Genomic DNA, 14,304 nt, shown 5'->3' with positions numbered 1-14,304 from the left:
GGACTCCAACCATGAACGAGATGCTGAAGCATCCCCCGCGGCCCTGCGAAACCGACTCGGCCGTCTTCGGAACGAGCCTCTTGAACGGCTCGCTCGAGCCCACGTTCTGCGGCGTCCCCTCCTTCATGCGCCGCCGCCTGACCCGCAATCTCGCAGGCGTCGACGTCGCCATTTGGGGGATCCCCTTCGACGCCGCCGTCTCGAACCGGCCCGGCGCCCGCTTCGGACCGCAAGGCGTGCGGCGCGCCTCCATGATCCTCGGCGGCGAGCCGCAGTATCCGTTCCAGGCCGACCCGTTCGCCCACATGGCTGTCGTCGACTACGGCGACTGCGCGCTCGATTACGGCCGCCCCGCCGACGCTCCGGTGCAGATCGCGGCGCAAGCGCGTGAGATCATCGGCCACGGACCCAAGCTGCTCTCGATCGGCGGCGATCACTTCGTGACCTGGCCGCTCTTGAAGGCACACGCCGAGAAATACGGGCCGCTGGCGCTCGTCCAGTTCGACGCGCACCAGGACACTTGGCCCGACGACGGCGGCCGCATCGATCATGGCTCATTCGTCGGCCGGGCCGTGCGTGAAGGGATCATTCGGCCGGATCGCTCGATCCAGGTCGGCATCCGCACGCACGCACCGGAAACATGCGGCATCGACATCGTGAGCGGCAACGACGTGGCGATGCATGGCGTGCACGGCGTGATAGAGCGCATACAGAAACGCGTCGGCGATGCGAAGTGTTACCTGACGTTCGACATCGACTGCCTGGATCCCGCCTTCGCGCCCGGCACGGGCACACCGGTCGCGGGCGGCCTCTCGTCACGCGAGGCGCTGATCATCCTCCGCAATCTCGGGGGCCTCGACATCGTGGGCGGCGATGTCGTGGAGGTCGCGCCCGCCTACGACCACGCCGACATCACCTCGATCGCAGGGGCTGCGGTGCTGCAGCACTATCTCGGCCTTCTCGCCGAGCGGATGATCCGCCCGGCAGCGTGAATCGTAAGGTAACGACAGCACGAGGAAAGGCTCCTGCGAAACCCAGGAGCCTTTTTATTCGTGTTTGCGCCTTCCGCAGGGGAAGGGGCCGAAAATCGACCGACGACGAGGAGACAGACCTCAATGCCCAGCAAACTGTTCACGCCGCTCACCATCGGCACGCTGACGTTACCCAACCGCATCGTCATGGCCCCGCTGACCCGCAACCGCGCAAATCCCGACGGCGATGTTCCGAACGACCTGATCGCGAAATACTACGCCCAGCGCGCTTCAGCCGGCCTGATCATCAGCGAGGGCACGCAGATCTCGCCGGAAGGCAAGGGCTACATCCAGACGCCGGGCATCTACAGCCCCGAGCAAGTGGAGGGCTGGAAGAAGGTGACCGCTGCGGTCCACGCCAAGGGCGGACGCATCTTCGCGCAGCTTTGGCACGTCGGGCGTGTCTCGCACACCTCCCTGCAACCGAACGGGCAGGCACCTCTCGCCCCGTCCGCCATTACAGCCAAGACGAAGGTTTTCACGCCGACCGGATTTGCAGACGCCTCTCCGCCTCGCGCACTCGAAACGTCGGAGATCCCGCGTATCATTGCCGAGTATCGCAAGGCCGCCGAGAACGCCAAGACTGCCGGCTTCGACGGCGTCGAGCTACATGGCGCCAACGGCTACCTGATTGACCAGTTCCTGCGCGACGGATCGAACAAGCGCACCGATGCGTATGGCGGCAGCGTCGAGAACCGCACGCGCCTCTTGGCGGAGGTGCTCGCGGCATTGACCTCCGTCTTCCCCGCCACCCGCGTCGGCGTCCGCCTGAGCCCCTTCTCGAAGTTCAGCGACATGTCGGACAGTGACCCGATGACGACCTTCTCCGCCGCCATCGCGCGCGCCAACGACGCCGGCCTCGGCTATGTGCATGTGATCGAGGGCGACACAGGAGCCTCGCGAGATCTGCCGGCAGGTGCGGATCTCCGCACACTGCGCAAGCTCGTCAAGGTCGCCTATCTCGCCAACAACATCTACGACCGCGAGAACGCCATCGAGGCCGTCGAGACGGGCGCCGCCGATCTGATCGCGTTCGGACGCCTTTTCATCGCCAACCCGGATCTCGTCGAGCGGCTGGCGCGGAACGCACCCCTCAACGAGCCGCAGCCCGCGACGTTCTACGGCGGCGGCGCCGAGGGCTACACGGACTACCCGGCGCTGGAGGAGGCGGCCTAGAGACATTGCGTAGCAATCGGAACCAATGAATTTCCTCCGCAGATATTGGTTCCAGGACAATCCAATGGCAAATCTCTCCCCACGCAACAGGCCGAGGTGTCAACGCCTCGGCCGCCACCAGGAGAGAGCTATGATCACCATCCGCAAGAGCGAGGAGCGGGGCGCCAGCAACTTCGGCTGGCTCGACAGCAAGCACACCTTCTCCTTCGGCCACTACTACGACCCGGAGAACATGGGCTTCGGCAAACTGCGCGTCATCAACGAGGACATCGTCGAAGGCGGCGCCGGTTTTGGCACCCATCCGCACGACAACATGGAGATCATCTCCTACGTGCTCGACGGCGGCCTCGCCCACAAGGACAGCCTCGGCACCGGGTCGGTGATCCGTCCCGGAGACGTGCAGCGCATGAGCGCCGGCACCGGCATCGCCCACAGCGAGTTCAACGCTTCGCCGAAGGACCCTGTGCACTTCCTGCAGATCTGGGTTCTGCCCGAGAAACGCGGCCTCGAGCCGAGCTACGAGCAGAAGTCGTTCCCGGACGAGCAGCGCCGCGGACGCCTCGCGCTCGTCGGTGCGCGCGACGGACGCGACGGCGCGGTGACGATCCACCAGGATCTCGATCTCTTCGTCGTCGATTTGCAGAAAGGCGATGCCGTGAGCCACTCGCTGCGCCCGCGCCGCAAGGCCTGGGTCCAGGTAACGCGCGGTAGCGTCTCCGTGAACGGGGCCACGGTCGGAGCCGGCGACGGCGCGGCGCTGACCGACGAAGCGGAGGTTCGCATCGCCGCGAACGATAATGCCGAGGTCCTCCTCTTCGATCTCGGCACCTGACGTAAGCCGGGCGGACTGCAACGCGCAGTCCGCCCGGTGCATTCATCTCTCGCGATCACTTGCAACCGAACCGGGAAGCCAACCATGACCAAAGTTCTCGTTCTCTATTACTCCAGCTATGGCCATATCGAGCGCATGGCCCATGCCGTCGCCGATGGCGTGCGCGAAGGCGGCGCCCATGCCGAGGTCAAGCGCGTGCCTGAGTTGGTGCCGCAGGAGGTCGCGGAGAAGAGCGGCTTCAAGCTGAACCAGCCCGCACCCATCGCCACCGTCGACGAGTTGGCTGACTACGACGCAATCATCATCGGCACGCCGACCCGCTTCGGCAACATGACCTCCCAGATGAAGAACTTCCTCGATCAGACCGGCGGACTGTGGGTCAACGGCAAGCTGATCGGCAAGGTCGGATCCGTCTTCACCTCCACCGCCTCTCAGCACGGCGGACAGGAGACCACGATCACGGCGACCCACACCGTGCTCCTCCACCACGGAATGGTTATTGTCGGTCTGCCCTATTCCTACCAGGGCCTGACCAAGATGGATGAGGTCACCGGCGGCACGCCTTACGGCGCCTCAACGCTCGCGGGCGCCGATGGATCACGCCAGCCGAGCGAAAACGAGCTGGCCGGCGCCCGCTTCCAGGGCAAGCACGTCGCCGAGATCGCCGCCAAGCTGGCACGCTAGGGCCAGCTCCCCCCGGGGCACGCCGGCGTCCCTCGTGACGCCGGCGTGTTTTTTGACGCCCCTCCCCGTGGCCATTTGAGACGGTGCTTGAGAGGCGACGTCACGAAAAAGGACGGCGAAGTGGTCACGGCGCGAAGGAGCGCAACGCTAGCTGGACATCTTCGTACCCGCGAAGCGAATCGCCACCACCTTGATCTGCCGGCGGATCATAGAAAAAACGCCAGGAGTCCTGCGGCCTTATTCAGCATATTGGGGCCGCCCCCCTCCAGGCGAGCGGCGCCACGGAGGGCGGGGTGAAATGGGACCCCTGACGCGCACATAGTCTACGCCGCCGCCGGGCAATCCGATACGGGGATAGCCGGCCGGAAGCTCAGGCGGCGCCACGAGAATCGGGGTAGCGTCAACTGACGTCAGACATCGTGCCGGCCGCTCCGAAAGCCGGCCGAGGGATCTCAATGCTGCCTGCCGCCTTGCGGAAATCCGCCGATCTGTTGTCCCTTGCGCCCGCGCCGAGCCTCGCCGAGGCCCAGCACGTGCTCGAGGAGGTGTTCGGCTACACGCACTTCCGCCCGCACCAGGCCGACATCATCGAGACGCTGATCTCGGGCGGCGACGTTCTCGCTCTCATGCCGACGGGCGGCGGCAAGTCGCTGTGCTACCAGATCCCGGCCCTCGTCCGCCGCGGCACCGGCCTCGTCGTCTCGCCCTTGATCGCGCTGATGCAGGATCAGGTGGACGCGCTGAAAGAAGCAGGCGTACGCGCCGCCTTCCTGAACTCCTCGCAGGATCGTCGTGAGCAGGAGACGATCGAGCGCCGCCTCGCAACCGGCGATCTTGACCTTCTCTACGTCGCACCCGAGCGCCTCGTACAGGAGCGCACGTTGCGCCTCATCGAGCGCGCGGAGATCGCGCTTTTTGCCATCGACGAAGCGCACTGCGTCTCGCAGTGGGGCCATGACTTCCGCCCCGAATACCGCCAGCTCAAGGTGCTGGCCGAGCGCTTTCCGAAGATCCCGCGCATCGCGCTGACCGCCACCGCCGACGACCGCACGCGCGAGGAGATCGCGACCGAGCTGCACCTCGGCAATGCACACCGCTTCGTCGCCAGCTTCGACCGCCCGAACATCCGCTACACGATCGCCGAGATGGGCTCCATGAGCGCCCGCGAGCGGCTATGGAACTTCATCTCCACCGAGCACCCGACCGACGCCGGCGTCGTCTACTGCCTGTCGCGCAAGTCGGTCGAGGAGACTGCGGCGTGGCTCGTCCGCAAGGGTCGTACGGCGCTTGCCTACCACGCCGGTCTCGACGCCGAGGTGCGCCGCGAAGCCCAGCAGCGCTTCCTCAAGGAGGACGGCGTCGTCATGGTCGCGACCATCGCCTTCGGCATGGGCATCGATAAGCCGGACGTGCGCTTCGTCGCCCACCTCAATCTGCCCCGCTCCATGGAAGCCTACTATCAGGAGACCGGACGTGCCGGCCGCGACGGCGAGCCCGCCAACGCCTGGCTCGCCTACGGCCTGCAGGACATCGTGCAGCAGACGCAGTGGATCGCACAAAGCGAGGGCTCGGAGATTTTCAAGCGCGCGCAGCGCCAGAAGCTCGACGCGCTCGTCGGCCTCTGCGAGGCGGTCACCTGCCGCCGCCAACTGCTGCTCGCTTACTTCGGCGAGCAGCGCGCCGAGCCGTGCGGCAACTGCGACAATTGCCTCGAGCCGCCGAAAACCGTCGACGGCACCGTGCTCGCCCAGAAGGCGTTGTCGACAGTCTATCGGACCGGCGAGCGCTTCGGCGTCGGCTACCTGACCGACGTGCTGCACGGCAAGGACAACGAGCGCGCCTGCCGCAACGGACACGACCGGCTGTCCGTCTGGGGCATCGGCGCCGACACCGACACGACCGTCTGGCGCGGGCTGTTCCGCCAGCTCACGGCGCAAGGGCTTCTTGCGGCCGACGACGAAGGGCTCGGCACCTTACATCTGACGGAGAAGGCGCGTCCGCTCCTGCGCAGCGAGGAGCGCTTCATGCTGCGCTTGGCGCCGCCGCGGGAGAAAAAAAACAAATCGAAGGGCGCATCGGGCGCCGCGAGCAAGATCGAGACCGCAGACCGACCGCTTTACGATGCGCTTCGCGCGCTGCGCCTGAGCCTCGCCACCGAAGCCGGCCTGCCGCCCTACGTCATCTGCCACGACAAGACGCTCGCCGAGCTCGCGACCCAGCGCCCGGCCGACGAAGCGAGCCTGCACGGCATCACCGGGCTCGGCGCGAGCAAGATCAAGCGCTATGGGCAGGCGTTCCTGAAGACGATCGCCCGCTTCGCGCCCAACCCCGCGTTGAACAACCGCCTTTCGCCGACCGTTAATCAGACGCTGGCCCTGCATCTCGCGGGTGTCGCGCCGCAGGATATCGCGACCGAGCGCAACCTCGACATCTCGACCGTCTACACGCATTTCGCCGAGGCCATCGAAGCTGGCGTCATCACCGCGGACAAAGTCCTCGATCTCGAACCCGCGGACGTCGACGAGATCCACGCCGTCTTCGAGGAGCTCGGCACCCTGGAAACGGGCAAGCTCGGCCCCGCGCACGCGGCCCTCGACGGCCGCTTCGAGTACGGCCTCCTGAAGTGCGTGCTCGCCGAGCTGGCCTGACCCACCAGTGCGCGACAGGTCCGACCGCGATCAGTCAGCCGCGAGCGTCTGCGCCACGGAAACGCTGTTCGCAGGTTGCGGTTCTGTTGGAGACGCCCCGGATACCGTTGAAAGAACAAGCAACAAGACCAAGGTCTTGAAACGCATAACCCCCTCCAAACAACACAACTTTAAAAAAATAACTTTCAATCAATATTGGCAGTTTAGCGCATCTCCGCGCGCCCGAACACCGGTTTGCTGCGGCACGCCACCCGGCCATCCTCGAGAGGGCCCATTCACATCCGCCCGATCAATGCTATAGAGCCGGCAAACCGACATCCTGAGCAGGATCATGAGCAACGACACCCCGGCGGCGACGGCGGCTTTTGCCGCCCCGCCCGCATCCACACCGGCCGACCGCAAGCTCGCCACAGCGCCACAGGCGATCATCGCCCAGGAGATCGCGCGCCGGCGCACGTTCGCGATCATCTCGCACCCTGACGCGGGCAAGACCACGCTGACCGAAAAGCTGCTGCTGTTCGGCGGCGCCATTCAGCTCGCCGGACAGGTCAAGGCCAAGAAGGACGGCCGCGCGACGCGCTCCGACTGGATGGCCATCGAAAAGGCGCGCGGCATCTCGGTCGCGACCTCGGTGATGACGTTCGAATACGGCGGCGCCGTCTTCAACCTGCTCGACACGCCGGGCCACGAGGACTTCTCGGACGACACCTATCGCACGCTGACAGCGGTCGACAGCGCGATCATGGTCATCGATGCCGCGCGCGGCATCGAAGCGCGCACGCGCAAGCTGTTCGAGATCTGCCGCCTGCGCGACATCCCGATCGTCACCTTCGTCAACAAGCTCGACCGCGAAGCCCGCGAGCCGCTCGACCTCCTCGACGAGATCGAAAAGACGCTGGCGCTCGACACCGCGCCCATGGTCTGGCCCATCGGCCAGGGCCGCGACTTCCGCGGCACCTACGACCTTTACCAGCCGCGCGTTCGCCGCCTCGACGAGAACTTCGACGGTGAGCCCGTCAGCGGCCCGGACGATCCGCTCTTCGCCAAGCTGATGGAGCCGGATGCGCACGCCCGCTGGCGCGAGGAGATCGACCTCGTCGCCGAAGCCTGTGGCCGCTTCGATCTCGAGCAATTCCGCCACGGCACCCTGACGCCGGTCTACTTCGGCTCGGCGCTGAAGAACTTCGGCGTCCGCGACGTGCTCGATGCGCTGAAGACGTTCGCCCCGCCGCCGCTGTCTCAGCATGCCGCAACGCGCGAGATCGAGGCCACCGAGCCCGCCATGACCGGCATCGTGTTCAAGATCCAGGCGAACATGGATCCGAACCACCGCGACCGCATCGCCTTCATGCGCGTCTGCTCGGGCAAGCTCACGCGCGGCATGAAGGTGAAGCACGTGCGCTCCGGCAAGAGCATGGCGCTCAACGCACCGCAGTTCTTCTTTGCGCAGGACCGCTCGATCGCCGAGGAAGCTTTTGCCGGCGACGTCGTCGGCATCCCGAACCGCGGCACGCTCCGGATCGGCGACGCGTTGACCGAGGGCGAGGACATCACGTTCCTCGGCATCCCGAGCTTCGCGCCCGAGATCCTGAGGCGCATCCGGCTCGAGGATGCGATCAAGGCGCGCAAGCTGAAGGACGCCATCCGCGAGATGGCCGAGGAGGGCGTGGTGCAGGTGTTCGATCCGCTCGACGGCACCCAGCCCATCGTCGGCGTCATCGGCGCACTACAGCTCGACGTGCTGGCTGACCGGCTGCTGCACGAGTACGGCCTCAAGACCGAGTTCGACCCCGCGCCGTGCGATGTCGTGCGCTGGATCCGCTCCAAGGATCCGGCAGCGCTGAAGAGCTTCATCGCAGCCAACCGCTCATCCATCGCCACCGACCTCGATGGCGACCATGTCTACCTTCCGGCCTCGGTCTTCACGCTGAACTACAATGCCGGGCGCAACCCCGAAATCGAGTTCCTCGAGATCAAAACCTCGGAACGGCCGACAGGCTGATCAGAGCAGCGAGAATGTCGTCACGCCGGGAACGCCACGGGCCGGCCGGCGGGCGGATGCGCTGCGCCGGCAAGGTCCGCCGCGAGCCCCTCGTCCACCTTTCGCCCGAGATCGGCAACCCACGCCGCCGTGCGCGTGAAGCTCGCGTCGTGCACGAACGCGGTGCTCGGCGCAAAGCCTTCCGCCTGGCTGATGGCAAGCGAGACGATGTGCCGGAACGACGGTACGTCGAAATAACAGGTGTGCACCAGCTCCTTCCACGACAGATAGTTTGAGATCAGCCCGCCCTTGTCGGCTTCGCCCTCGGAGAAGGCGAGCGTGCTGATCGCGTTGCGGAACTTGGCGAGCGACTGCGACGCCATCGTGTTGCTGTGGTCGGTGATCGCATCGCTGACTTCCGCCGGCAGGAAGCAGGTCACGGGCTCGAGCCAGGACGGTGAATAGTCCGCTCCGACGACGATCTCCCCTTCCGTATCGTTGCCGAACGTCGATCGCTTCACCTCGGACAGCGTGATGGCGTTGAGGATTCGGCTGAGCAGCACGCTGAGATGGGAGGCGATCCACTGGATCACCGCAAGCGTGCCAAGCGCAATCAGCGCAAACACCAACGGCACGAGCACGATCGGAATCACGAGGCGCAGCACGCCACCGGCCACGCCACCGATCAGCTCCTCATCGACGACAGCCGCCGAGAGCTCGTCGGTCACCACGTGGAACAAGAGTTTACTGTTCAGCGCATAATCATACCCGCCACCGCAGAGCCGCCCACCTTCGCACGGCTTGCGGTCGCGCATCAGAAAGCGGCGCTTGAAGCGCTGCGCGCGCTCGGCGTCGGCGAACTGCGGGAAGGCCTGCTCGAGCTGCTTCCGCTTGGCTGTCAGCTCTTTGCGGATGTCGTCAGAACGCCGGCGCGCATCGTCGGCCGCCATCGGGTTGAGACCGTCGCGCTCGGCGCTGCGCCGTGTTTCGCGAAGGCGCTGATTAAGGCTCCGCAACTCCTCGCGGGCCTGGGTCACAGCGGTGTCGTCTGCCGCGAACTCCTGCACGCCGTACACCTTGTTCTGCAGGAAATCGGAGATCGTCAGCATGACGGTCGGCGAAGTGACGACGAACAAATACAGCAGCGGAAGCGCAATGATCGACGCCTTGGTCAGCATCGAAGCGGCAAAATCCTTCTCGAAGAAGTGGAGCTGCACCTTGGGCAGATAACGCAAGCCCTGCACGGCCTCGTCGTCCTTGTGCACGAGCGGCAGCCATTTGTCGGCGTAGTGCTGCTGCGCGCGGTCAACCGCTCCTCGCCCATACCCAACGAGCTCCCGCCCATCGAGATAGCGGAAGAACAGATAGGAGCACAGCATCGGGAGCGACATCATCGTGCCCGAGAACAATACAGCCGTCCAGAAGCGCTCGCTGCGGAAGTGGCGCACCCCGTCCCAAACTTCCGCCGCGACATAGAACAGAAACATCATGAACAGCATGAACGACGCAACGAAGATCACCTTGCGCGTCAACGTCAGCCGCGTGAACAGAAAGCGCTCCTTGCGCATGCCCACGAACGGCGTGCCGATCGTGAGCCAACGCTTGAGGTGTGTGAGCGGCCTCTTGTGCGCGACGCTCTCGATCAGCGCAGACGCGATCACCGACCCGCCGTGGCTGTGTCCGACGACCACATAGGGCTCACCCCGGGCATCGAGCCCGCGCAACGTGCGGAGCAGCGCCGAACCGGCCTCGCGCCGATCTATCTCGCTATTGAGCGCGCTCCAGGTGAAAGGCATCATCTCGACGGGACTGCCGTCGGCACCAGCGACGAGCGCTTTGAGGTCAGCCTCGAACTCGCTGCCGGGCTGCCACCACTGGGGCTCGCCTTCCGCGATGTTGAGAGCGTCCGCCGTTCCACCCGAATGCGCAAACGTGCCATGAACAGTGACGACGGTGGCCACGTAACCCTCCCCTACGCGACGAACATGATGAAACCTTCGGAACGCTCCGATAAGGTACAATGTAGACTGAAGCTAGGCAAAGCCCCGCCCCTACCCCTTTAGGGCGCGACCGCCTCGGCGCGGGCTCCAACCGTCTTCACCGCCAGCATCAGATTGGATTCGTTCGGCCGCCAACGGTAGCCGATGCCGAAATCCAACGGCTCGGCCTTCCGGAAGAGATCGCGCATGTCGGATTGATAGGTCTTGGGCGCAAAGATGCTGATCGGTTTCATATAGCGTCCGAAAACCGTGACCCGCCAGTCAGCCCCATTGAGAAAGCGCAACGGCACCCCGGAGTCATCCTGTACCAGCGCCGCGCTATGCTCGATCAGAAAATCGCGGACCGTCGAAAAGCCGTCCGAATGCATCAGATAGGAGGCACTTTTAACGAAACTATCGCCTTGCCCGAGCCCTTTGCAGAACGTGAGAAAGCCGCTGCTCTTAAGGCCCCAGTTGGAAAGGTCCGTATTGAAATAATAGAGCGTCTGATGGCGGCCACCCGCGGACGAGAACAGGATCTTCACGCCCGGGCTCGCCCCCTTTTCGATCGGACCGGCGAGCGGCATCACGGTCCCGTCCGCATTGAGCGAGACGAGCGTTGTCTCGTGCACGGTTTTCCCGCTGCGGGCCAGGAACGTATAGAGGATTGGCAGGGTACCCGTAAGCTGGCCACCCTTGAGATCCTCCTTCATCTTCTTGGTAATGAAGAAGCTGAACGAGAGCACGGAGTTCAGCGAGCTCTGCAGCCCTCTCAACTCGCTGCGAAGCGCCTTTGGCGGCAGCGTCGTGAGATCCGGAATCGCGCCCACCGGCTCGAGCCCCGAGAGGACATAGATCTCAGCCCCGTCGAAGAAAGCATCCGCATAGAGGAAATCCGGCCCGCTGAACATATAGAACACGACCGGCTTGCGCTGCGGCACGTGCATCGCCGACCAGGCCTTGATCTTGCTGAGCTGTCGATGATCGAGATCGGCCCACGCCTTATTGAAATACGTCGCGTGGGCCTGCCAGGCCGCGTCTTTCGTCAGCGGCTCGAGCGCGGAGCCGGCCGACGGCACGAGCCCCGCGAGCACGCGCGCGTTGTCGTTGGCGCTTGCCCTGTCCTGCGCCGCAACGACCTGAGGCAGCGCGAGCAAAAGCGCCGCGAAAAGAGCCACACGCCATGTCATGATCCGATGACCCCCTTGAAAGCACATTGAACATCAAGCCCCTCCTCGCAGAGGCACGCGTCGAGAAAGAACAAACAGAATGAGCCCGGAGGCCATCAGCGCAAGGCTCGCCAGCGATTGCCCCGGCCGCTCGACAAGCAGGTAGCCCATCATGAGCCCCGTCACGACGAGGAACACGAGCGGTGTCAACGGATACGCCCACACCTTGTAGCGGCGTGGTAAGTCCGGCCGGGTAATCCTGAGAACGATGACACCGACGACCGCCAGGAATGAGCAAAGTGTGAGGCTGAATTGGATGAAATCGAGCACCGCCTCGAAGCTCTGGGTCAGGAGTAGGAGCGTGACGACGGAGATTTGTAGGCCAAGCGCCGCGACCGGCACTCCGGTCCGCGAATGACGCGCGAAAATGCGCAACACCGGAAAGTCTTCGCCCATAGCCACCGTCACGCGCGGGCCGATCCACATCATGGCGCTGATCGCCGACACGAGGCCGATGCAGATTAACCCGGCAACGATGCGCCCGCCCGTGGCCCCGAAGATGTGCTCGCCTGCGATCTGCGCCACGTTTAGCTGGCCCACCATGGCCGAAATCGGTGTCGTGTAGAGGAACACCGCGTTGAGCACCACGTAGAGCACGACGACGATGATCGTCGCCACCGCCATTGCGACCGGCAGGCTCCGCTCAGGCTCACGCACCTCGCCCGCGATGTAGGTCGCCGCGTTCCACCCCGAGTAGGAGTACATGACGAACACCAGGCTCACTGCGAACGGCGCGCTGGCGATAAGCGCCAAGTCGCCCGGCTGCGGCAAGAACGAGATCGGCTGAGGCTCGGCCACGCTGAACCCCGCCACGACGAACGCCAGGATCAGCGCCACCTTGATGAGCGTCGAGATGTTCTGGAACGTCGTGCCAGGCTTTACGCCCGAGGCCAGCACCGCCGTCACGCCCCAGGCCACGGCGAGGCCGACTGCAACCGCCGGAGCGCCCGGCACGATGCCGGCGAAGTACTCGCCGAATGCCATCGCTGCCAGCGCCACTGGCGCCGCGAAGCCGACAGTGGCCGATACCCAGCCGGCCATGAAGCCCAGCGCCGGGTGATAGATGCGCGACAGGAAATTGTACTCCCCGCCCGAGCGGGGAAACGCGACCGCCAACTCGGCGTAGGAAAGCGCGCCGCCCAGCGCCGCCAAACCGCCGATGATCCAGAGCATCAAGATCGGAAACCCCGACGGAATCGATGCTACCTGAAAGCCCAGGCTCGTGAACACGCCGATGCCGATCATGTCGGCAACGGCGATGGCCATGGCGGTCGTCGTGGAAACGGTCCGCCTGTCCGGCACGGCCGAACCGGAACCCGGCGAGGCAGAGGAGGAAGACAACGCCATCAGGGAAAAACCAAGCCACCTAAAGGACGGGCCCACCCTAGGTGGGCAGACCAGCCGCAACAAGCCGAGCACGGAAATGCGCACAACGCGTGGCAGAATTGCACCTCCAACGTGCGGGCCGCGAGCTCCGGTGATCCAAGATCTCGACACGATTGCCGGCTAGAGCGGTCAGACGCCCAATAAAGCATCGCGAAACAATACCGGGGTAAGGTCGCGGGCTGGCGTAGTTTTGGATCGACAGCGTGCGTCAGCGGATGGCGATGACGGCTTCACCCTCCTGGCAAAGTGCCGCCGCCGGCTTGGCTGTTGCGGCGGGCTTGGCGCTTCCATTCGCGACGCCCGCATCCGCCGCCTCCAAAACGCCCGCCATGCGCGACGCGCAGACGTCGGCCGTGCGCGAAATGCAACCGCAAGCCGTGCCCAAGCCGCACGAGGTTCAGTCGCGCTCTGCACCGCTGGCAAAGGCCAGAACGACCCTCGTCCCGTTCCAGACCGCGCCCTTCCCCTACCGTGGGACCATTCCCACGTCCGGCAAACCGTTCCTCGACGTCGAACAGGACGGGCGGCGCGGCCATACGACCCCATTCGGCCGCCTCTACTGGGAAGACGAGACCTACAGCGACAATCGCGTGCTCCTGCACATCCCGAAAGGCTTCGACGTCCGCCGACCGTCGCTCTTGCTCGTCTTCTTCCACGGCCACGGCGCCACCCTCGAGCGCGACGTGCTGCGCCGCCAACGCGTTGTCGAGCAGATCTCGCGCTCCGGCGCCAACGTGGCGCTGATCGCACCCCAGTTCGCAGTCGATGCAGCCGACTCGAGCGCCGGTCAGTTTTGGCAGCCCGGCGCGTTCGGCCGCTTCATGGGCGAGGCCGCCGAGGAACTCGCCAGGTTGCATGGCGGACCGCGTGCGATTCGTGCCTTCGCCGCCGCGCCGGTGATCTTCGTTGCCTACAGCGGCGGCTATCTGGCAGCTGCGTCATCCGCCATGAAGGGCGGCATCAACAAGCGCCTCCGCGGCGTAGTTCTGCTCGATGCGCTCTATGGCGAGATCGGCAAGTTTGCTTCCTGGATCGAGAGTGATCGCTCGGCGTTCTTCGTCAGCGCCTACCTCGGCTCCACGCTACAGAAGAATGCCGAGCTAGCCGACATCCTCTCCGCGCGCGCCATCGACTACAAAACCGAGCTGGACCACCCCCTGCACCAGGGCGATATCGCGCTGCTCGCGGGCGGAGAGAACGTCACCCATCGCAGCTTCGTCACGGAGGCCTGGGTCGACAACCCGATCGAGGATCTCCTGCGCCGCCTTCCCGCGTACCGCCGCTAGCGACCAGTTGCCGGTCGGACACTCTGCCGTTCGCCGACGGTCAAAGTCCCTCCCAACAGGGATTACTTTAAG

The 14,304-nt window shown here is 65.0% G+C and carries 10 protein-coding genes; 7 read left to right on the top strand and 3 right to left on the bottom strand.

Annotated elements, in window-relative coordinates; translation table 11 throughout:
• Positions 1–11: 11 nt before the first annotated feature.
• The 6 genes from speB (at position 12) to CS1GBM3_RS01960 (ending at position 8,373) form a co-directional block, all read left to right on the top strand.
• On the top strand, positions 12–992 hold the full coding sequence (speB, locus tag CS1GBM3_RS01985; RefSeq protein WP_139247732.1) for an agmatinase: 981 nt from the start codon (positions 12–14) through the stop codon (positions 990–992).
• A 123-nt stretch (positions 993–1,115) separates the two neighbouring features.
• On the top strand, positions 1,116–2,207 hold the full coding sequence (locus tag CS1GBM3_RS01980) for an alkene reductase (RefSeq protein WP_072390676.1): 1,092 nt from the start codon (positions 1,116–1,118) through the stop codon (positions 2,205–2,207).
• 130 nt (positions 2,208–2,337) lie between these two features.
• Positions 2,338–3,039: a pirin family protein gene (locus tag CS1GBM3_RS01975; protein ID WP_072390673.1), complete on the top strand. Its 702-nt coding sequence runs from the start codon at positions 2,338–2,340 to the stop codon at positions 3,037–3,039.
• 84 nt (positions 3,040–3,123) lie between these two features.
• Positions 3,124–3,723 carry an NAD(P)H:quinone oxidoreductase gene (wrbA, locus tag CS1GBM3_RS01970; protein WP_072390671.1) on the top strand — a complete coding sequence of 200 codons (600 nt, stop codon included), beginning with the start codon at positions 3,124–3,126 and terminating at the stop codon, positions 3,721–3,723.
• A 455-nt stretch (positions 3,724–4,178) separates the two neighbouring features.
• The gene (recQ, locus tag CS1GBM3_RS01965; RefSeq protein WP_072390668.1) at positions 4,179–6,371 is read left to right on the top strand and encodes a DNA helicase RecQ; all 2,193 of its coding nucleotides are present in this window, start codon (positions 4,179–4,181) and stop codon (positions 6,369–6,371) included.
• Between the two features lie 331 nt (positions 6,372–6,702).
• Entirely contained in the window at positions 6,703–8,373 is a 1,671-nt protein-coding gene (locus CS1GBM3_RS01960) for a peptide chain release factor 3 (protein WP_083566957.1), read from the top strand.
• A 20-nt stretch (positions 8,374–8,393) separates the two neighbouring features.
• On the opposite strand, the gene CS1GBM3_RS01955 is transcribed toward CS1GBM3_RS01960, so the two are convergent.
• The 3 genes from CS1GBM3_RS01955 to CS1GBM3_RS01945 form a co-directional block, all read right to left on the bottom strand.
• Positions 8,394–10,313 carry a lipase family protein gene (locus CS1GBM3_RS01955; protein ID WP_072390665.1) on the bottom strand — a complete coding sequence of 640 codons (1,920 nt, stop codon included), beginning with the start codon at positions 10,311–10,313 and terminating at the stop codon, positions 8,394–8,396.
• A gap of 98 nt (positions 10,314–10,411) precedes the next feature.
• A complete protein-coding gene (locus CS1GBM3_RS01950) occupies positions 10,412–11,521 on the bottom strand; it encodes a hypothetical protein (RefSeq protein ID WP_139247731.1) in 1,110 nt (369 codons plus the stop codon).
• A gap of 33 nt (positions 11,522–11,554) precedes the next feature.
• The gene (locus CS1GBM3_RS01945) at positions 11,555–12,907 is read right to left on the bottom strand and encodes an APC family permease (protein ID WP_072390659.1); all 1,353 of its coding nucleotides are present in this window, start codon (positions 12,905–12,907) and stop codon (positions 11,555–11,557) included.
• 260 nt (positions 12,908–13,167) lie between these two features.
• Here CS1GBM3_RS01945 and CS1GBM3_RS01940 point away from each other — a divergent pair, with 260 nt between their 5' ends.
• Positions 13,168–14,232 (top strand): alpha/beta hydrolase, encoded by a 1,065-nt coding sequence (locus tag CS1GBM3_RS01940; RefSeq protein ID WP_072393474.1) that lies wholly within the window; start codon positions 13,168–13,170, stop codon positions 14,230–14,232.
• The last annotated feature ends 72 nt before the right edge of the window (positions 14,233–14,304 follow it).

Origin of the sequence: Hyphomicrobium sp. CS1GBMeth3, assembly GCF_900117455.1 — a bacterium.
GTDB lineage: Bacteria > Pseudomonadota > Alphaproteobacteria > Rhizobiales > Hyphomicrobiaceae > Hyphomicrobium_C.
Note: the sequence above shows the minus strand (reverse complement) of the source record. Positions and strands in the feature narration are given on the sequence as shown.

Coding starts and splice junctions, on each gene's coding strand:
- speB (WP_139247732.1), top strand. CDS start 12: ATGAACGAGATGCTGAAGCATCCCCCGCGGCCCTGCGAAACCGACTCG.
- CS1GBM3_RS01980 (WP_072390676.1), top strand. CDS start 1,116: ATGCCCAGCAAACTGTTCACGCCGCTCACCATCGGCACGCTGACGTTA.
- CS1GBM3_RS01975 (WP_072390673.1), top strand. CDS start 2,338: ATGATCACCATCCGCAAGAGCGAGGAGCGGGGCGCCAGCAACTTCGGC.
- wrbA (WP_072390671.1), top strand. CDS start 3,124: ATGACCAAAGTTCTCGTTCTCTATTACTCCAGCTATGGCCATATCGAG.
- recQ (WP_072390668.1), top strand. CDS start 4,179: ATGCTGCCTGCCGCCTTGCGGAAATCCGCCGATCTGTTGTCCCTTGCG.
- CS1GBM3_RS01960 (WP_083566957.1), top strand. CDS start 6,703: ATGAGCAACGACACCCCGGCGGCGACGGCGGCTTTTGCCGCCCCGCCC.
- CS1GBM3_RS01950 (WP_139247731.1), bottom strand. CDS start 11,521: ATGACATGGCGTGTGGCTCTTTTCGCGGCGCTTTTGCTCGCGCTGCCT.
- CS1GBM3_RS01945 (WP_072390659.1), bottom strand. CDS start 12,907: ATGGCGTTGTCTTCCTCCTCTGCCTCGCCGGGTTCCGGTTCGGCCGTG.
- CS1GBM3_RS01940 (WP_072393474.1), top strand. CDS start 13,168: ATGACGGCTTCACCCTCCTGGCAAAGTGCCGCCGCCGGCTTGGCTGTT.